The sequence below is a fragment of the Pedobacter sp. genome, from assembly GCF_965227205.1.
Taxonomy (GTDB): domain Bacteria; phylum Bacteroidota; class Bacteroidia; order Sphingobacteriales; family Sphingobacteriaceae; genus Pedobacter.
On the sequence record NZ_OZ245727.1, the window covers coordinates 4,160,880 to 4,179,911 of the forward strand.

The 19,032-nt window shown below is 34.9% G+C and carries 15 protein-coding genes; 7 read left to right on the forward strand and 8 right to left on the reverse strand.

Going from position 1 to position 19,032, the window contains the following annotated elements; translation table 11 throughout:
• The first annotated feature begins 84 nt into the window (after positions 1-84).
• Positions 85-1,500, forward strand: coding sequence for a tetratricopeptide repeat protein (locus ACO05K_RS18045; RefSeq protein ID WP_421945800.1), 1,416 nt, complete (start codon positions 85-87; stop codon positions 1,498-1,500).
• Between the two features lie 3 nt (positions 1,501-1,503).
• Here the strand turns inward: ACO05K_RS18045 and ACO05K_RS18050 are convergent, their stop codons facing one another.
• Complete coding sequence (locus tag ACO05K_RS18050) at positions 1,504-1,731, reverse strand: hypothetical protein (RefSeq protein ID WP_421945801.1); 228 nt, start codon at positions 1,729-1,731, stop codon at positions 1,504-1,506.
• A 368-nt stretch (positions 1,732-2,099) separates the two neighbouring features.
• Here ACO05K_RS18050 and typA point away from each other — a divergent pair, with 368 nt between their 5' ends.
• From typA to ACO05K_RS18065, 3 genes are all read left to right on the forward strand, one after another.
• On the forward strand, positions 2,100-3,902 hold the full coding sequence (gene typA / locus ACO05K_RS18055; RefSeq protein ID WP_421945802.1) for a translational GTPase TypA: 1,803 nt from the start codon (positions 2,100-2,102) through the stop codon (positions 3,900-3,902).
• Positions 3,903-4,390: 488 nt separating this feature from the next.
• Positions 4,391-5,317, forward strand: a complete 927-nt coding sequence (locus ACO05K_RS18060) for a lysophospholipid acyltransferase family protein (protein WP_421945803.1) — start codon at positions 4,391-4,393, stop codon at positions 5,315-5,317.
• Positions 5,318-5,361: 44 nt separating this feature from the next.
• Positions 5,362-6,552 carry a serine hydrolase domain-containing protein gene (locus tag ACO05K_RS18065; RefSeq protein WP_421945804.1) on the forward strand — a complete coding sequence of 397 codons (1,191 nt, stop codon included), beginning with the start codon at positions 5,362-5,364 and terminating at the stop codon, positions 6,550-6,552.
• Between the two features lie 60 nt (positions 6,553-6,612).
• Here the strand turns inward: ACO05K_RS18065 and ACO05K_RS18070 are convergent, their stop codons facing one another.
• The 4 genes from ACO05K_RS18070 to ACO05K_RS18085 all read right to left on the reverse strand — a co-directional run bounded on the left by ACO05K_RS18070 (position 6,613) and on the right by ACO05K_RS18085 (position 10,059).
• The gene (locus ACO05K_RS18070; protein ID WP_421945805.1) at positions 6,613-7,173 is read right to left on the reverse strand and encodes a type 1 glutamine amidotransferase domain-containing protein; all 561 of its coding nucleotides are present in this window, start codon (positions 7,171-7,173) and stop codon (positions 6,613-6,615) included.
• 71 nt (positions 7,174-7,244) lie between these two features.
• The gene (locus ACO05K_RS18075) at positions 7,245-7,940 is read right to left on the reverse strand and encodes a hypothetical protein (RefSeq protein WP_421945806.1); all 696 of its coding nucleotides are present in this window, start codon (positions 7,938-7,940) and stop codon (positions 7,245-7,247) included.
• 3 nt (positions 7,941-7,943) lie between these two features.
• Entirely contained in the window at positions 7,944-8,690 is a 747-nt protein-coding gene (locus tag ACO05K_RS18080) for a glycosyltransferase family 2 protein (protein WP_421945807.1), read from the reverse strand.
• An 88-nt stretch (positions 8,691-8,778) separates the two neighbouring features.
• Positions 8,779-10,059, reverse strand: a complete 1,281-nt coding sequence (locus ACO05K_RS18085) for a glycosyltransferase family 4 protein (RefSeq protein ID WP_421945808.1) — start codon at positions 10,057-10,059, stop codon at positions 8,779-8,781.
• 74 nt (positions 10,060-10,133) lie between these two features.
• Between ACO05K_RS18085 and ACO05K_RS18090 the strand changes: the two genes are divergently transcribed.
• From ACO05K_RS18090 to ACO05K_RS18100, 3 genes are all read left to right on the forward strand, one after another.
• Complete coding sequence (locus ACO05K_RS18090) at positions 10,134-13,322, forward strand: S41 family peptidase (RefSeq protein ID WP_421945809.1); 3,189 nt, start codon at positions 10,134-10,136, stop codon at positions 13,320-13,322.
• 195 nt (positions 13,323-13,517) lie between these two features.
• Complete coding sequence (locus ACO05K_RS18095) at positions 13,518-14,267, forward strand: class I SAM-dependent methyltransferase (RefSeq protein WP_421945810.1); 750 nt, start codon at positions 13,518-13,520, stop codon at positions 14,265-14,267.
• A gap of 6 nt (positions 14,268-14,273) precedes the next feature.
• Positions 14,274-15,827 (forward strand): rhomboid family intramembrane serine protease, encoded by a 1,554-nt coding sequence (locus ACO05K_RS18100; protein WP_421945811.1) that lies wholly within the window; start codon positions 14,274-14,276, stop codon positions 15,825-15,827.
• Here the strand turns inward: ACO05K_RS18100 and ACO05K_RS18105 are convergent, their stop codons facing one another.
• The 3 genes from ACO05K_RS18105 to ACO05K_RS18115 are packed head-to-tail and all read right to left on the reverse strand — an operon-like array spanning position 15,828 to position 19,011.
• Positions 15,828-17,279, reverse strand: a complete 1,452-nt coding sequence (locus tag ACO05K_RS18105) for an alpha-L-fucosidase (protein WP_421945812.1) — start codon at positions 17,277-17,279, stop codon at positions 15,828-15,830.
• Positions 17,280-17,333: 54 nt separating this feature from the next.
• Entirely contained in the window at positions 17,334-18,248 is a 915-nt protein-coding gene (locus ACO05K_RS18110; RefSeq protein WP_421945813.1) for a glycosyltransferase, read from the reverse strand.
• Between the two features lies 1 nt (position 18,249).
• Entirely contained in the window at positions 18,250-19,011 is a 762-nt protein-coding gene (locus tag ACO05K_RS18115; RefSeq protein WP_421945814.1) for a class I SAM-dependent methyltransferase, read from the reverse strand.
• Positions 19,012-19,032 lie beyond the last annotated feature (21 nt).

Here is a 19,032-nt window from a genome sequence, read left to right on the forward strand (position 1 = left end):
CAATGAAAATCGGAAGAAATTATAAGGTATTTATGTAGTTAAAATACAATTAATGTATTAAATTTAAAGCATAATACCCTAAAAATGAAATTAATAGCTCTGTTTTCTCTTTTTTTATTTTCTTCGATTTACACTTTCTCTCAAAAGCAGGTTTTAGATAGTTTATATAAAGACTTAGCGTCGCAAAAAACCGATACCGGCAAGGTTAGTGTGTTATACGATTTGAGTTATTCGTACCATAAATCAAAGCCCGATTCCGCATTAATTCTTGCCCAACGAGCATACAAACTAGCCAGGAAAATTAAATATTTGAAAGGAGAATCCTGGGCGTTAAATGGCTTGGCTAACGCTTTTCACTCTTTGCATAATTATCCTCGGGCAATAGAATATTTTATTGAGGAACTTAAAATTCACGAAAAAAGAGGCAAGCCTAAAAATATGGCCAACACGTATATCAGTATGGCTCTTGTGTATAGCAGTGAGAAAGAATACGATAAAGCACTTTCTTATGCTTTTAAAGCAGAAGATATCGCTAAGAAAAATAGTTTCGCCGATTTAATACTTTATTCCAAATTGAACATTGGCGATATTTACGAGAAATTGAATCAGCTTTCTTCTGCAATGATTTACACCCACAGTGCTTACGAGCTTTCGGTGCTTCAAAAAAATGAGCTGATAAAAGGAACTTCTTTAAATAATTTAGGTAACATATACCTAAAACAGAAAGATTATAAAAGTGCACTCAGTTATTACAAAAAAAGCGCTCCAATTTTAGAAAAAGTAAGCGATTTGAACACTTTGGCAGAATGTAATTTAGGGCTTGCAAAGGTTTTTAGAGCCGATGGAAAAATGGATTCTTCAATTTATTACGCAAAGAAAGTTTACGATTTAGCCATTAAAAATGAGTTTTTTGCCAGAGCTGTAGATGCAGGTTCTTTTTTGGCAAAACTTTACAAAGAGAAAAATAAAATAGATAGTGCATACGCATACCAGGAAATTTCAGTTAACCTTTCTGATTCTATAGATAGTAAAGAAAGAGCCAAAGAAGTTCAAAGTATTACAATTGCCGAAGAATTTAGGCAAAAAGAAATAGAGGAAGTAAAACTAAAAGAAGCAGAGGAGCGAAGACAAAAACTTCAGTTATTAGCCATTGGAATAATGATACCGATTTTCTTCTTTATCAGCGTTTTCTTAAGTAAAAGGAAAGTGCCAAAAAGGGTAATAGAGTTTTCAGGAGTTGTTTCTTTATTAATGCTTTTTGAATATTTAACATTATTCATTCATCCGTTTGTAGCTGAGAAATCTCATCATTCGCCGCTTATTGAGATAGTTGTTTTTGTAATTATTGCTTCGTTATTAACTCCTACGCATCATAAAGTAGAGCATTGGTTAATTAATAAGTTAACTAAATTTCGAGAACAACAGTTGTTAAAACGCCAAATGAGCCAACAAAAAGATGAATCTGCAGATTCAGAAACAGCTGAAAACTCTATTGATTAAAGCTTAATTTTTTACAGCTGGTGGTGCTTGTCCGGCTCTGCCTCCTGTATCGGTAGTATCTGTTAATGGAGCAGTTCTGGCTGCGGTACTATCCACGATTGTTGTATCTGGTGTTGTAGCGGATAGACTATCGGTTGCGGCCGCTTCTTTTTTTTCGCTGTTGCAGCTTTGTAATGAAGTAACACTTAAGGCAACTAAAAGTAATGCTGTAGAGATGATGGTTTTTTTCATAATTAATTTAGGATTAAGGTTTTATGAAGATACATTTTATTTTTTATTATAAAACTTTGTTTTTTATTTGATAGCTGAAAAATTGATTTTCATCAAATCCATAGATTTACAACACTGCATTTTGGAGGTTTCTTGAACAAGCATTTCTGATTAAACCCGGTGGCAACGGCAGCCCCGTCCCGATTTTATATCGGGATTATGAGGGCTAAAGTGTACGACGGGACCGAACCAAACTTAAATATTACTGCATTTGCTTTTCTAATTAAAAATGAGATAATTACAGTGTTATCATAGCATTAAATAGTAAGCTATATAGTAGAAAATCCATTTCTAAACATTATCTTTGCGCCAAATTTGAGGCGCATTTTATGCAAAAGATTAGAAATATAGCTATTATAGCACACGTTGACCACGGTAAAACCACGTTGGTTGATAAGATTTTACACTCTTGTTCTGTTTTTAGAGATAATGAACAAAAAGGAGAGTTGATATTGGATAACAACGATTTAGAGCGTGAGCGTGGCATCACAATCGTGTCTAAAAACGTTTCAGTTCAATACAAGGATGTAAAAATTAACATTATCGATACTCCTGGTCACGCGGATTTTGGCGGTGAGGTAGAGCGTGTATTGAAAATGGCCGATGGTGTACTTTTACTTTGCGATGCTTTTGAAGGTGCAATGCCTCAAACGCGTTTCGTAACGCAAAAAGCTTTGGCTTTAGGTTTAAAACCAATTGTGGTTGTAAACAAAGTTGATAAAGAAAACTGTCGCCCTGAAGAGGTTTACGAGCAAATTTTCGAATTGTTCTTTAACCTGGAAGCAACTGAAGAGCAATTGGATTTCCCGGTTATCTACGGTTCATCTAAACAAGGATGGATGAGTACTGACTGGCAAAAACCAACAACTGATATTTTTGCATTGTTAGATGCGGTTGTGGCTAACATTCCACCAGCACCAATCAATGATGGTACTTTACAGATGCAAATTACTTCGTTAGATTATTCGTCTTTCGTAGGTCGTATTGCAATCGGTCGTGTTCACCGTGGTACAATTAAAGAAAACCAACCGGTAACTTTAATTAAACGCGATGGCAAAATTGTTAAAACAAGAGTAAAAGAACTTTATACTTTCGAAGGTTTAGGAAAAATCCGTACTCAAGAAGTAAGTTCTGGCGATATTTGTGCGGTTGTAGGTATTGATGGTTTTGATATTGGTGATACAATCGCTGATTTCGAAGTGCCAGAGCAATTACCAGTAATTAGCATTGATGAGCCAACAATGAACATGTTGTTTACCATTAACAATTCACCTTTCTTTGGTAAAGAAGGTAAATTAGTTACTTCTCAACGTATCAAAGATCGTTTGATGAAGGAAATGGAGAAAAACTTAGCCTTAAAAGTTGTTGAAACTGAAGGTGCAGATTCATGGTTGGTTTACGGTCGTGGTATTCTCCATTTATCTGTATTAATCGAAACGATGCGTCGTGAAGGTTATGAATTACAGGTTGGTCAGCCACAGGTTATTGTTAAAGAAATTGACGGTAAAAAACATGAGCCGGTTGAAACTTTAATTGTTGATGTACCTGCAGAAGTTTCTGGTAAAGTAATCGAATTGGTAACGCAACGTAAAGGTGAGTTGTTAATTATGGAGCCAAAAGGCGATTTACAACACTTAGAATTCGAAATCCCATCTCGTGGTATTATCGGTTTACGTAACAACGTATTAACTGCTACTGCTGGTGAGGCGATTATGGCACACCGTTTCAAAGCTTACGAGCCTTGGAAAGGTACAATTCCTGGTCGTTTAAATGGTGTATTAATCTCTATGGATAAAGGTACAACTACTGCTTATTCGATTGATAAATTACAAGATAGAGGTCGTTTCTTTGTAGACCCGGGAGTTGATATTTACGAAGGACAAATTTTAGGCGAGCACATTCGCGATAACGATTTGGTAATTAACATCGTTAAAGGAAAAGCTTTAACAAACATGCGTGCTTCTGGTACTGATGATAACACCCGTATTGCACCAGCAATTAAATTCTCTTTAGAAGAATCTATGGAGTACATCCAAGCTGATGAGTACATCGAGGTTACACCGCAAAGCATGCGTTTACGTAAAATCTTCTTAACAGAACAACTACGTAAAGCAAACGGAAGTAAAAACTAATAACACTTAAATCTTCTAAAGGAGACTTTAAATAATTTAAGCCCATTTCTTAATTGAGATGGGCTTTTTTGTTTTTACCTCACTTCATTTCCCTATCTTCAAGGAGAGGGATTGCAACTAGTTTGCCAAAGCAGTAACTTTAACAGGGAGAGGTTTTTTCTTAAGTGTTAGGTGGTTAAACTGTTGAAAATCAGGTCCCACAACTCTTTTTAATATTAGTCCTTCTTTCCGCTATATCTTTTTGGCTGTCCTTCGACAAGCTCAGGATGACAGCCGAAAAAGTATACTGCTGCAATAAGGTTTAGAGAAATTTTGCTTGTGCAAGGAACAAAGTTTTTCTTGCCAAAACCATAAAAAATTAATCACTCGATTGAATTTTCGTCAGCGGAATTTCAAAACAACTACCAGGAATAAAATTCTAACAATTTTATGGCAATTGATTTTTAGCATGCCTTTAAATTTGCCTATGTAAACTAATCATGCACATTATGATTAACAAGATTTTATCCCGCTTGGGAATAGTTTTGCTAAACGCACTTTCTCTTTTGCCACTTTTTCTGCTTTACAGATTAGCTGATGCTTTTTATTTATTAATTTTTTACGTTGTTAAATATCGTAGAAAAGTGGTAAAAGAGAATTTATATAAAGCTTTTCCAGATAAAAACTCGGCAGAGCTTAATGCTATAGAAAAGGAATATTACAAGTTCCTTTCCTCTTTATTTGTTGAGGTAATTAAAATGAAAAGTATCTCAAAAAATGAGCTTAATAAACGCGTTAAGTTTAAAAATAAAGATTTGGTTGAAGCCTATTTGCAAAACAATGAAAGCGTACTTTTTTGTTCTTCGCATTATGGCAACTACGAGTGGGTTTGTATGGCAATTGGCTTAAACTTTTCTGGTCAGCATTTTCCAATTTATAAACCATTAAGCAGTGAACTGTTCGATAACTGGTTCTTTAATATGAGAAGCAAGTTCGGAAACAAAATGGTTTCTATGCGCCAAACGCTTAGAGCTGTGCAAGCCAATAAAAATGCAGCAAGCATGTTTACATTTGGTAGCGACCAAGCTCCATCAAAAGAAGAATCAATCTATTGGACAAACTTTTTACATCAGGAAACTTCAGTTCAATTAGGTATTGAGAAGATTGCAAAGAAAACAAATCGTCCGGTCTCTTATCTGAAAATAAACTATTTAAAACGCGGTTATTACGAAGTAGATTGTGTTCCAATTTGCTTGCATCCTAAAGAAACAGCAGAATTCGAAATTACCGAACTTCATACCAGGTTTTTAGAAGAAATGATAAACGAAAAACCAGCATATTGGTTGTGGAGCCACAGAAGATGGAAATATAAACCCGAAGCTAAGCTTCCAAAATTTGAAGAAAGGAAGCAAGATCTTTCAGATAGTTTGGCATAAATTCTTTTAGCTATCTTTTATATTTGCGTAGTTAACCACTGCCAATGAGATTTGTTAAAAGAAGTTTGTCAATTTTACTGCTATTATTTATTTTATTCTTCGTCGGATTATTTTCCTGGCATCCATACCTAATTCGGGTTTTACAATACCGAACGCCCGATGCTAATACCTACAAAATTTTTCCTCAGGCTGTTGTTCACAAAAGCGATTCCCCATTCCATTTTATCAGAGCTACTAATCAAAGGAATGATTTAGATACACTTCATGTATTTGATGGGAAGAATCAATTAGTAAGCCTAAAAGATTACATAAAAAACGGAGAAATCAATGCGTTTTTGGTAATTAGAAATGATTCGGTACTTTACGAAAGATATCAAAATGGCTATGCTGATAGCACACTTACAACCATATTTTCTGGCGCAAAAAGTATTATTTCGATAATGATTGGCAAAGCTTTAGAAAGCGGAAAAATCAAAAGTTTAGATGATAAAATTGTAAACTACATTCCTGAACTAAGAGCTAATTCGGCTTATCAAGACATTACAATAAAAAACCTGCTTGATATGAAATCGGGATTAGATTTTCAGGATGCTTTAGGCGGAATTACAAAAGCATTCTTTTCTGACGAAGCGAAATACTTCTACACGCATGACATGAAAGCCGAACTCCTAAAAGTAAAACTTACAAATAAACCGGGTACATTTTGGGAGTATAAAAGCATTGATCCAATACTTTTAGGCTGGGTTTTAGAAAAAGCAACACGCAAATCAGTATCTCAATTTTTTGAAGAGAATATTTGGAAACAACTAGGAACCGAATATAACGCAAGTTTTGGTTTAGACCATAAAAACGGATTGGCAAACACGGCAAGTCGTTTTCAAGTTACCGCGATTGATTTGGCAAAAATTGGCAGGTTATTTTTAAATAGAGGTAATTATAATGGAAAACAAATAATTTCTGAAAGCTGGGTTAGTCAATCCATAAATATTGGTACTGAAACACCAGCTTCAGCAAAAGGCTGGCAAAAATCAGCTCATCATTTTTTATGGTGGATTCCACAAGAAGGTGAAAATGGAGATTACGGAGCTGAAGGCATGCGTGGACAAAGATTATACATCGACCCTAAAACCAATACTATTATTGTTCAGTTTGCGAATCGTGGTTCAGGCGATTACCCTTATCGTAAAATCAGTAGATACTTAGCAGGTTTACCTTTCTCTTATCCTAAAAGATAAATAAAAACGGCCAACCAAGGTCAGCCGTTTTGAGTAATCTAGAAAGAGCGTCCAAATTCTTTAGGCGTGTTGCCCATCATGTACGCCTTCGGCAAATTCTTCAACAATTTTATCGTTAAATGCAGGCAAATCTTCTGGTGTGCGACTTGTAACCAAGCCTTGATCAACAACAACTTCTTCATCGCTCCAATCGGCTCCAGCATTAATTAAATCCTGAGAAATGTTTTTAACAGATGTTAACTTTCTACCTTTAACAACATCTGCATTAATTAATGTTTGCGGTCCGTGGCAAATTGCAGCTACTGGTTTCCCTGCTTCAAAAAATGCTTTAACAAACTTAATTGCATCTTCATTAACCCTTAATTGGTCTGGATTGATAACGCCGCCCGGTAAAACCAAACCATCGTAATCATCAGCACTAGCCTCGTTAATGGCTTTATCTACATCAACTTCAATCGACCAATGATCGTGATTCCATGCTTTTATTTTACCGCTTTTTGAGGAAATAACATGAACCGTTGCGCCTTCTTCTTTTAACCGTTTTAAAGGCTCGGTTAATTCAACTTCTTCAAATCCGCTTTCAGATAATATTGCAATATTTCGGTTGCTTAATTGTGCCATAATCTTAATTTTTTAATAGGTGATACAATTAAGACATTAGTAAATAAGATATTGTTTTTAGGAATTTGAGATTAGGCTTTAATTTCCAGTGTTGTCATTGTATCCAATTCATGGAAAAAGAAGACTTCGTAGATAACTCTGCTCACAATTGTTTTGATTTCAATCGCATCTTTAAACTGATTTAAAGAATACTTATAGCGAAGATATTTTTTTGAACGATTTTTACTAAAACCAACCACTTTTAGTTTCCTTATATCATACTTACTAATGCGAAAATTATCTTTTAGTACTAAAAATGGTGTTAATTGAATTCTTAAATAGTTGTTTTTGGTGGAAAAATCCAAGTAAAGATTTGCTGATTTTTTAAGATGAAAGATGAATCCATTAATTCTTTGTTCAATCAAATCGAAAATTGTGTCATCAAATTCCTGACCGTCATAAAAAGCTTCATTGCTATGATTGTTTAGGCTATTTAACGTTTCTACAGCCTGATTAATTTTATTGGTATAATATTCAGAAATTTGAGGTTCTCTGGTAATAATGTTATTGAAGAAGTCAATATTGTTTTCTAATTCTTTCTTTTTGGAATAGTTTGGATCGCTAAGCTTTTTAAGAATATCTAGCTGGTGATTTACAATAATAAGACCCCGCTGAAACTGGTGAGCATTTTCGAAATCAGAGTCAGACAGGCATTCTTCCATTAGTTCTTTAAGCCGAATTTTTTCTTTTTCGAAATAAGAAATAACTTCATTAATTTCTTCATTCATAAGCTAATCATTCGTTCTTCTATTCTTTAAAAAATAGAAACCCAGATTAAAAGCAATAATAGCATGATTGAAAATATTAGGGATTAGACCATAATATTTTGTGAAAATCTGAAAACGTTCTTTAAGGCTTTCGCGATGTTTCTTCTTGCTCATGCCGCCTACCAAATATTTAGCTACATAGCGATGAACGTTTACAATATTAGATGATTTTTTTGCAGCCTTTATAATCCAGTCGATATCTGAACTGTATTTATATTTCAAATCGTAAGGGGTGAGAATACTTCTGCGAATGTAAATCGCCTGGTGGCTAATGCTCATTCCGAATTTAAAGCTTGTCCAAGAAAAGTTTTCGGGAGCTTCGTGTCTTCTTCTGCCTAGGCTTTCCCAATTATCGTTATACATTTCTGTTTCGCCATAATAAATATCGGCACCATTTGCTGTAGCAAAAATATCTTCAACGGTTTGCTCATCGTAAATCTCGTCGCCAGAATTCATAAACAAGACATAATCTCCGGTTGCCAAAGCGAGTCCTTTGTTCATCGCATCATAAATGCCTTTATCTTTTTCCGAAACTATCTTGGTGGTATGTTCACGATATTTCTCGATTACTTCGAGCGTTCCATCGTTAGATGCGCCATCGATAATAATATATTCAATGTCTTTATGGGTTTGGTTAATAACAGATTTTATCGTTCGCTCAATATCTTGAACGTTATTGTAAACAATTGTTATTACGGTTAGTTTAGGCAAGTGTGTAAGTTTAGCTTTGCCGTAAATTTAATAAAGATTGAATAATAATTTATCCGCCTTGCAGAAAATGAAATTTCGCAAACAAAAATTATTTCGGCTGTAAATTAATCAGCGATTCATACAGATGAATGTGCTCTGCTGCGATAACCTCTTCCGAAAAATCAGTTAAAATGCTTAGTCTTGCAGCTTTATTTAATTCTTCTTTATTCGGGCGATGGTAAAGCCATTCAATCCCATTTGCTAAATCAGTTGCATTCTTGTATTCTGCCAGATAACCATTTTGCATGTGTTTAACCATATCCGGAATTCCGCCGGTGGTAAATGCTATCACAGGCGTTGCACAAGCCAGACTTTCCATCACCGTATTCGGTAAATTATCTTCCAGAGAAGGTGTTATAAATGCATCAGCAGCGGAATAGCATTTTGCTAAATGATCATCTTTATTAATGGTTCCTAAAAAGGTAGTTTTGAAAGGGAATACAGGCATTTCGGCATTTTCTTTATTTCCGAAAATAACAAGTTCTATATCTTCTTTATTTATTCCCGCTCTGCGTGATAGAATTTCTAAAGCTTCAACTAAATAAGGCGTTCCTTTATGCTTATCATTTTTAGATGGCATAAAACCACTCATCAACACAAATTTATCAGGATTGATTTTAAGGATTTTCTTTGCTTCTGATTTAACATAAGGCTTAAATATTTTGGTTTCGATGGTATTTGGAATTACCGATGTTTGCCGTGTACCAAGCAAACTGCTAAATTTTACAGAAGCAGCCATCCAGTTACTTGGGGCTACAATGTGGAAGTTTAATTCAGTATAAGCTTTTTGCTTTCTCAACCAGGTTTTATGAGAAATATCATTCGGGCCGCTTATTTTTAAAATCGGACAATTACCGCATTGCTGATGAAAATGCTCGCAACCATAACGCACATGGCAACCACCTGTAAATGCGTTGCTATCGTGGAAAGTCCAAACGATTGGTTTTTCAAGTTCATCAAGCTGCGCTAAAAATTTAGGATTTAGAAAGCCATGATTTATCCAGTGCAAATGAATAATATCTGCGTTTTTAACATCTGGATGGTTTATAACCGAGCGGCCAAACCATTGTAAACTAAAAGGAGTTTTAACTGATTTGCTTAGCCATTTAGCGAAATATCGCTCAGAAAAAATATTGTAAACGGCTTTGGCTTTTTGAAATGGCGATTTGGTAAAAGTATCTATCGAAGGGTTTTGCCCAAACTTATAATAAACCAATACTTTCGAATCGATGCCACTTGCTTTCAGGGCATCACTTAAGCGTAAACAGGCTCTTCCTGCTCCGCCATTTCCGTCATAGGTATTTAGATGTACTACTTTCAAATCACTCAAAAATACATTTTATTGTTTACGATTATAAAAACTGTTGCGTATTTTCATCCTTCCAAAGCCAAACGAACAAAATCATGATTAAAAAACTATTTAAATCGCTAGCAGCAATAGCTTTTTTGTTGCCGTTTAATTCATTTTCTCAAGGTCAAACTTATTTTGCAGCTTATCCTGCTTTAACGCCAGATGCGCAAACCGTAGTATTTGCTTACGATGGTGATATCTGGAAAGTTCCGGCAAATGGAGGTGTTGCTTCGAGAATAACGGCTATGCAGGGTGAAGAAATCAATCCAAAAATATCTCCGGATGGAAAGTGGATGGCTTTTTCGTCTAATCAGTTTGGCAATTATGATGTTTACGTTATGCCTTTGGCTGGTGGCGATATTAAGCAACTTACATTTAATGATGCAGCCGATGAAGTAGATAACTGGAGCTGGGATTCGAAAACAATATATTTTACTTCGGGAAGGTTTAATTCGTTTTCAAGTTATAAGGTTGGTATAAATGGCGGTACAGCTGTGCGCCTTTTCGATAATTATTTTAACACCACACATCACATCGCTGAAGCACCAAGTGGCGAATTATTTTTTAATGATACCTGGGAAAGCTACCGTTTTGCTAATCGTAAACATTATAAAGGTGCTTACAATCCCGATATTCAATCATACAATCCGAAAACAAAAGCTTACAAGCAGTATACAAACTATTTAGGTAAAGATTTTTGGACAAGCGTTGACCAAAAAGGTAATATTTACTTTGTTTCTGATGAAGGCAACGAGGAATACAATCTCTACACTTTTCTAAATGGCAAAAAAACAGCTTTAACATCTTTTGATAGTTCGATTAAACGTCCTTTCGTTTCTGCAAATGGAACGACTGTAGTTTTTGAGAAAGATTATCAGCTATTTACATATGATGTGGCTTCTAAAAAAACAACAAAAATTAACATCAGCACTTCAAGAAACCAGGTTCTAAGTAAAGAACAGGAGTATGATGTGCGTGGAAATATTTCGGCTTTTGATGTTTCTACAGATGGTAAAAAAACAGTGTTTATCTCAAGAGGAGAAATTTTTGTTAGTGATGCCGATGGGAAATTCATCCGTAAGATTACGAATAGTGGCGAGAGAGCATTGCAATGTAAATGGTTGGCAGATAATAAAACCATTCTATTTAGCCAAACCTGGAATGGTTACCAAAACTGGTTTACCATAACCGGCGATGGAAAAGGAACTATAAAACAGCTTACTAAAGATAAGGCAAATAACAGAGACATCACTTTAAATAAAACCAAAACATTGGGCGTTTATTTAAGCGGAAGAAATGAATTAAAGCTAATCGATTTAAAAACTTTTGATAGCAAAACATTGGTTACGGATGAGTTCTGGGCAATTCAAAATTCTACGCCAAGCTTTTCTCCGAATGATGAATATGTGCTTTTTACTGCTTATCGCAATTTTGAACAAGATATTTTGGTGCACAATATTAAAGGCAACAAAACCATCAATTTAACAAATACAGGTGTTACAGAAACTGCTCCGGCTTGGTCGCTAGATGGTAAATATATTTTCTTTACTAGCGCTCGTACCGATCCATTTTATCCTTCAGGTAGTGCAAATGTTCACATTTATCGCATGGCTTTGAATAATTATGATTCGCCTTTCCGTGCCGATAAATTTGATGATTTGTTTAAAGAAACACCGGTTGCACCGAAAGAAGTTACGCCATCAGAAGATAAAAAAACTAAAAAAACCACAGATACAGCAAAGAAAAAAACCGATGTTAAACCAACCCCAAAACCTGCAAGTGTAATTACAATTAATACGCAGAATATTTTGGATAGGATTGAACTTGTAAGTCCGGGATTTGGTAGCCAGTTTGGAACAGATGTTTTTGCCAAGGGCGATAAAACTTATGTTTTCTACAGCTCTAACCACGAAGGTGGAAAATTTGGTTTATATAGAACAACAATAGAGCCTTTTGAAGCCAATAAAACCGAAAAGGTAGGCGATGGAGAAGATTACACAATTATTCAAAGCGGAGATAAGTTTTTTGCATTAATTGGTAGTGCTATAAATAAATATAATCTGGAAACCAACAAGCTTGATAAAGTAGATCATGCATACAAATTCGCAAGAAATTTGAATGCTGAATTTAACCAGATGTTTTACGAAACCTGGGTAGGCTTAGACGAGAATTTTTACGATGAAAACTTTCATGGTGTGGATTGGGAAAAAATGAAAAATCGTTATTCTGCGTATTTGCCTTACGTAAATAATCGGAGCGATTTAAGAATTTTATTAAACGATATGCTTGGTGAATTAAACTCATCGCACATGGGTTTCAATAGCTTCGGAGCTGAAGAAAAGAAAAACTTAAACTATATCACAAATCAAACCGGTATTGTTTTCAATAACGAAAATCCTTTGAAAATAGAACGCGTTGCAGCTAAAAGTAATGCAGCTTACGGCAGTGTAAATGTTTTACCTGGCGATGTTTTGAAGAAAGTTAACGGCATTGAAGTGGATGAAAAAATCGACCGTGATTATTATTTCAGCAAGCCATCGCTTGATAAGGAAATGACTTTAACATTCTCCAGAAGTGGAAAGGATGTTAATGTGAATATCCATCCGCAAAGCTCAGGAAGTTTAAGAAATAATCTTTACGATGAATGGATTGCTAAAAACCGTTCGAATGTAGATAAATGGGGAAATAACAGAATCGCTTACTCTTACATGAAAAATATGGGAAGTGGCGAGTTGGAGCGGTTTCTGTTAGATATGGTTGAGCAAGAGGAAAACAAGGATGCAATAATTTTAGATTTGCGTTACAATACCGGCGGAAATGTACATGATGCAGTTTTAAGATTCTTATCTCAGAAACCATATTTAAAATGGAAGTACAGAGGCGGTAAAATGGCGCCTCAAAGTAATTTCGGTCCGGCGGCTAAACCAATTGTATTGTTAATAAACGAACAATCGTTAAGTGATGCAGAAATGACTGCGCAAGGATTTAAGCAATTGAAATTGGGTAAAATTATCGGAACGGAAACTTATCGCTGGATAATTTTTACCTCGGCTAAAGGCTTGGTAGATGGTTCGTCTTATCGTTTACCATCTTGGGGTTGTTATACAATGGATGGGAAAAACATCGAGAAAGATGGTGTAACACCAGATATCTATGTTAAAAATACTTTCGAAGATCGTTTAAATGATAAAGATCCACAATTGGAAAAAGCTGTAGCTGAAATTTTGAAAGACTTAAAGTAGGGGTTAACTGGTAAATTGTTTGAATTGGTTAATTGTGGATGTGTAACCTACACAATTAACCAATTTTTATTTTTAGGCGTAAGTTTTTTTCAATTAACCAATTAACCAATTAACCAATTTCAACAGTTAATCAATTAACCATTTTTACAGTTAACCAAATTTTCCGTTTCTTTGGTGTTGGAATTAATTTAAAACATGGCAAATTTATTAACAGATAGAGCTTTTTGGGTAGATTATTGGGAAAGTAAAAAAGGACTTGCAGTTCAGTTACCAGAAAATTACTTGTTTCATAAGCAGCTTGCGGATGTTATTAAAAAAGAAAATGTTAAAAATGCGATAGAACTGGGCGGTTTCCCTGGTTACTATGCTGTTTTTTTAAAGAAGTTTTTCAAAATTGATGTAACGCTTTTAGATTATTTCGTTCATCCACCAGTTGTAAATGAACTTTTAGTAAAGAACAATTTATCTGAAAAGGATATTAATATAATCGAAACAGATTTATTTAATTACCAACCAGAGCAGCAATATGATTTGGTTTTGAGCTGCGGTTTAATCGAACATTTTAACGATACAGCCGATATTATTAATCGTCATATCGCTTTTGTAAAACCAGGCGGAACTTTATTCATTACGCTGCCAAACTTTAAAGCTGTAAATGGCTGGTTCCAAAAAAACTTTGATAAAGAAAACTACGATAAGCATAACATCGATAGCATGAATCCTGAATTACTCAAATCAATCTGCGAAAAAGCCGGATTGAAAGAAGTAAAATCAGGTTATTTTGGCCGCTTTAGTGTGTGGTTAGAGAACGAAAATCAAAAATCTGTTGCGGTCAGGTTATTCAAAAAAGCGGTTTGGTTAAGTGGGAAAGTTTTTACAAAAATTATCCCTTTCGAAAGCAAAAGTTTATCCCCATATATTATATTAGAGGCGAAAAAAAATTAGCGCTCTATGTCTATAAGTTGGGGTTACTCACCCAAGGTTGAACAGTTTATTCCGTTGGCTGATTTTCCTGCGGATAAGTATTTAATTATTGCAAGACAAGCCATCGAAAACCTTGGCTGGAATCTTAGTCACATTTCAGAAACTGGTGTTATAGCTTACACACCAATATCATTTCAATCTTACAGCGAAGAAATTTCAATCCGGATAAATGGAAATTTCGCTATTGTAAAAAGTGAATGTGTTGGAATCCAGATGTGGTTTAACGATTATGGAAAAAACAGTCAGAATTTGGAGCGGTTTTTTCATGAGTTTGAATATGTTCAGTTTCATTTAAAGGATGTTTGGGAAGAAAGCCTTTTAAAATTTCATGAGTTCGCCGAAACGCAAGACGCCGAATATTTTGAAAAAGCTCCATTGGCAACGAAGAATAAAATCAAAAATATTCTTTATGTATTCTTACCTCAAAAGGGATATTTTGTAACGCCTATTCTGGTAATTATCAATATTATTTATTGGTTTTTTAAAAAGGTAGTTACTGTCGTTTATTCCGGGATTCTGTACCAACAAGCATTAAGAACAAATTCTGGTGCAGATTTTATCGACAAGATGGATAATTTGCTGCTTAATTTTGGAGTTAACAACCGCTATTTGGTATTAGATGGACAGTATTGGCGCTTAATTAGCCATCAATTTGTACACAACTCTTTTTGGCACTTGTTTTTTAATATGTACTCGTTGGTTTACATCGGGCTAATGATTGAGAATAAATTAGGTTGGAAAAAATTCCTGTTCATTTATATTTTTAGTGGAATTTGCGGAGGCTTAACCAGTTTATTATTCCATGAAGAAAGTGTTATGATGGGTGCATCTGGAGCTATAATGGGATTGTTTGGGGCGTTTTTAGCGTTATTACTTAATAAATCTTTCGAAAAGAATGCAACCAAATCTTTGCTAATAAGTACAGCAATCGTACTAGCAATCATTTTATTTAATGGTGCCATCTCAAAACGGACTGATAACGCAGCTCACATAAGTGGAATTATTTCGGGCTTTATGCTGTGTTATATTTTAATAACTGATTTTGGCCATGAACCTTTTAAAAAACCAGCACTTAAATATGGAATCTCTTTATTTCTAATTTCATTATACGCCGGAACGATCCTCTTAACAACTCCAAATTATCAAACTAAAAAATACATGCATTTAAAGTATGAATTTAGTAAGAACCTGATAAATTTTAATAAGATTTTGTATTTGAAGATTGCTTCATCCAAAGACGAAAAAATTAATCAGATTGAGGAGTTTGGAATTAAAGAGGGGCAGAAGAACGTTGAGATTGCTAAAAAAATGCAGCCTTTGAATCTAAAAGCAATTGATGCATATGATAGAAAAATGAAATCTGAAATTGCAGAAAGATCCCTACGCATTGCTAAACTAATGAAAAGGGACATTAATGCCGATAGCTTAACAAAATACAGTAAACAAACAACCAAAGAGATTGAGACGCTTTTAATGCTGACTTATAAATTAAGAGATAGCTTGTATAATTTCGATAGGTAGCTATATCTGCTTTTTATAAACACCAAACTCGCTTAATGTAATGCACACAGGCGATTTTGTGATATTTAACCTAATTTTTGAAGCAGTTACGGGAGTTGCTAATTTTATCAATCTTTTAGCCCCAATACTTTCTCCATCGTAAACCTTTTTCCATGCGTTGTTTTCAAAAACTTCAACATTAAATTCTTCAATTCTTTGTCCTAACGGGATGTATTCCTGCAAACTGATGATATCAAAGGTTTGATTTGAGTTTAAATCAAATTCCAGCGAAGCCTGATGAACATTATCGGCAGTTGCCCAATAACTTTGTTTATTCTTATCTAAAAGTTTAGCAGTTTCAAAGTTTTTCCCTCGTGTATTGCTTGCTTCAATTTTTGCATTCTTAGCTAGATTATTGGCGAAGGTATGATTCACCATATCGCCAAAACCTTTCAGTGCGGCTACATCATCAGCATGAAGTTGGCCGCGAGTATCAGGAGCTAAACCTAAATCTAATCCAGCACCATGACCAACACTTTGTAAGTATAAATCGAACAAAGCCTCTGATGATCTAGGCTTTTCATTTTCATGGTAAAACCAACCTTTTCTTAGCGGAACATCACATTCTGCAGGCATCCAAAATTTGCCATTTCTAATGCCCATCGGGCTTTGAGGATAATTTGCCTGCCCCGGAACTGCAACGTTTTTACCTTCTGGAGGAAGTGGTGTAAACGTAGCCCAACTGGTTTCAGCAGCGGTACCATCTTCGCTTCCAACCCATCTAACATCTAAACCAATATCGCTGAAAATGTTAGCCATTGGTTGCATTTTTCGGGTTATTCCCCAAGTGTTGGTCCAATCATAATAAGTTGTATTATCGATAGAACGTTTTTCTTTAGCGCCACCATAATAGCCATCGCCACCGTTTGCGCCATCATGCCAACTCATAAAAAGCTGTCCGTAATTGCTATACAATTCTTTAAGCTGCGCTTGATAGATGGCTAAGTATTTATCTGTGCCGTAAAGTGAATTGTTTCTATCCCATGGTGAGCAATAGACGCCAAATTGCAATCCGTTTTTTCTTACCGCTTGTTCAACTTCTTTAACTAAATCTCCTTTTCCGTTTCTAAATGGACTTTTTGTGATGTTATAATCTGTAGTTTTTGTTGGCCAAAGTGCAAAGCCATCATGGTGTTTTGCAACTAGAATTATACCCTTTAAGCCACCATCTTTTGCAGCTTTTATAATTTGTTCGGCATTAAAGTCTGAAGGATTAAAAGATTTCGGATCGGCATCTCCAAATCCCCATTCTTTATTTTCGAAAGTTGTCGGTGTGAAATGTATTAGTCCATAAACTTCTATATCATGCCATGCCAATTGTCTTTTTGATGGAACAGCTCCATAAGGTTTTGGGGCTTGCTGAGCGAAAACATTTATAGAAATTAATAAACTAATAGCAGTTAAGATTCTCATGATTATGGTTTGGAAAAACCAAAATACAAAGAATTATTAAGAATTGGTTATGCGTTATTTTGAAAAATATTGTGCAAGTTTCTCTTTTACAAAACGCCTTATCCGCGTTACCATATTACCTTTTCTATTTGCTAAAAAGTGTTTTATGGTTTGGTAAGCAAGCTTATCTTCCTCAATAACCTCCGGGAATTTGGTAATTGACTTAGGATTAATGACAACATTATAAATATCATTAATTCCAGAATGAACGCCAGTACCATCGTGACCAATATTATTTACTAAAGATTGAGCAGGGTTTAAAGTTAAGCCGTTTTTTAGAAAAATAGATGCATACCATCTGATTGCCCAACTGTTATTCTTACCTTTTTTAAATTCCTGGATCTGTTTCCAAAAATTCATGGTGTTATCTATAGCAAATGCCGATCTTTTCTTCGCATCAAACTGTTTTATTAAAGTATCAATGTTAGGTTCAAAATGTTCCCACGCCCTTGCCCAGGTTGCCCAACCCCAACTTGTTGCTGCCCTAAAGAAGAAAGATTGTGGTAAATTTTCAGATTTTAACGGGTACATGTATGCGCCTATATGCATAACCTTTTCTTCATCTTGATAACGGATTAATGCATCATTGAGATAGGTTAATGTGTATGGCGATGAAACTAAATCATCTTCAAAAACGATAACTCGACCATAATCTTTTATAAGCTGACTTACACCTGCAATAACTGAATTTGCAAGCCCTGAATTTTCCTTCTTCTCGATAATTTTAACAGATTTAAAACCATCAATTTTATTAATTATGGTTCTAACCTCTTCAACTTTATCAATGTCGTTTTCAGTTTTAGCACCATCAGAAAAAATATACAAACGGCTATCAGCAGCAAGTTCATTTTGTTGCAAAAACTTTAAAGTCCGCTCGGTATGTTGTGGGCGATTATAAACGAAAAGCGCTATAGGAGCAAGGTTTTGCATTCTAAAATATCTGCAAGTTTGAGTCTGATTTCTGAGTTAAAACGGTATAAGCATTTGCAAATTCCTCTTGTTTTTTTCTTCCCAACAGATTACCCAAAGTTTTTTTAATTCTATATTCCAGTTCAATTTTTAGATTTTTACTGAAAGTTTTTGGCGCTTTTTTATTAATAAATTCATTGAACTTAACCGTTTCTGTGGCAGTCATAGAAATCTTATCTTCTAAAATTTCAAGTCCTTCACTTTGCAACAAAAACCTTAATGATGTTGGCGTGTACATATTAATGTGGCCATAATCTAGGAAATGCTTTACTCTTCTATCAACGCCGAAACGGTAATCTTTTGGAACTTCTATCACAATATATTTCGAAACCCTTTTCAGTTCTCGTAATAAAATTCTTTCATGCTCAACGTGTTCAAGTACATGGGCAAGAATTATTAAATCAAAGGCATTATCTTCAAAAGGAATTTTGTAGCCATCAAAAGTTTGAACAGACTTTAATCTCGATAGATTCCTACTTTTAATAATATCAACACCGCTTTCAGCAATTTCTAACGCATGAAGTTCAGGAGCGAAATTCCATTCATTTAAAAAATGAAGAATACTACCGTCGCCCGCACCGACTTCTAAAACCTTTTGAGGTTTTATTTCGCTGCAAACATCAACAATATTTTTAGCCTTGTATTTTGCACCAAGCATTCGCCATGCAACATCGCTATTGATGTAAAAATTATCGTATGCTGTTTTTAAATTCTGATCGATCATAGCTGTGGGGCAAATATAAAT

What these genes read in the sequence shown, in the direction of transcription:
- ACO05K_RS18100 (WP_421945811.1), top strand. Translation starts at nt 14,274, where the DNA reads ATGTCTATAAGTTGGGGTTACTCACCCAAGGTTGAACAGTTTATTCCG.
- ACO05K_RS18050 (WP_421945801.1), bottom strand. Translation starts at nt 1,731, where the DNA reads ATGAAAAAAACCATCATCTCTACAGCATTACTTTTAGTTGCCTTAAGT.
- ACO05K_RS18075 (WP_421945806.1), bottom strand. Translation starts at nt 7,940, where the DNA reads ATGAATGAAGAAATTAATGAAGTTATTTCTTATTTCGAAAAAGAAAAA.
- ACO05K_RS18070 (WP_421945805.1), bottom strand. Translation starts at nt 7,173, where the DNA reads ATGGCACAATTAAGCAACCGAAATATTGCAATATTATCTGAAAGCGGA.
- ACO05K_RS18060 (WP_421945803.1), top strand. Translation starts at nt 4,391, where the DNA reads ATGATTAACAAGATTTTATCCCGCTTGGGAATAGTTTTGCTAAACGCA.
- ACO05K_RS18045 (WP_421945800.1), top strand. Translation starts at nt 85, where the DNA reads ATGAAATTAATAGCTCTGTTTTCTCTTTTTTTATTTTCTTCGATTTAC.
- ACO05K_RS18065 (WP_421945804.1), top strand. Translation starts at nt 5,362, where the DNA reads ATGAGATTTGTTAAAAGAAGTTTGTCAATTTTACTGCTATTATTTATT.
- typA (WP_421945802.1), top strand. Translation starts at nt 2,100, where the DNA reads ATGCAAAAGATTAGAAATATAGCTATTATAGCACACGTTGACCACGGT.
- ACO05K_RS18105 (WP_421945812.1), bottom strand. Translation starts at nt 17,279, where the DNA reads ATGAGAATCTTAACTGCTATTAGTTTATTAATTTCTATAAATGTTTTC.
- ACO05K_RS18090 (WP_421945809.1), top strand. Translation starts at nt 10,134, where the DNA reads ATGATTAAAAAACTATTTAAATCGCTAGCAGCAATAGCTTTTTTGTTG.
- ACO05K_RS18115 (WP_421945814.1), bottom strand. Translation starts at nt 19,011, where the DNA reads ATGATCGATCAGAATTTAAAAACAGCATACGATAATTTTTACATCAAT.
- ACO05K_RS18110 (WP_421945813.1), bottom strand. Translation starts at nt 18,248, where the DNA reads ATGCAAAACCTTGCTCCTATAGCGCTTTTCGTTTATAATCGCCCACAA.
- ACO05K_RS18095 (WP_421945810.1), top strand. Translation starts at nt 13,518, where the DNA reads ATGGCAAATTTATTAACAGATAGAGCTTTTTGGGTAGATTATTGGGAA.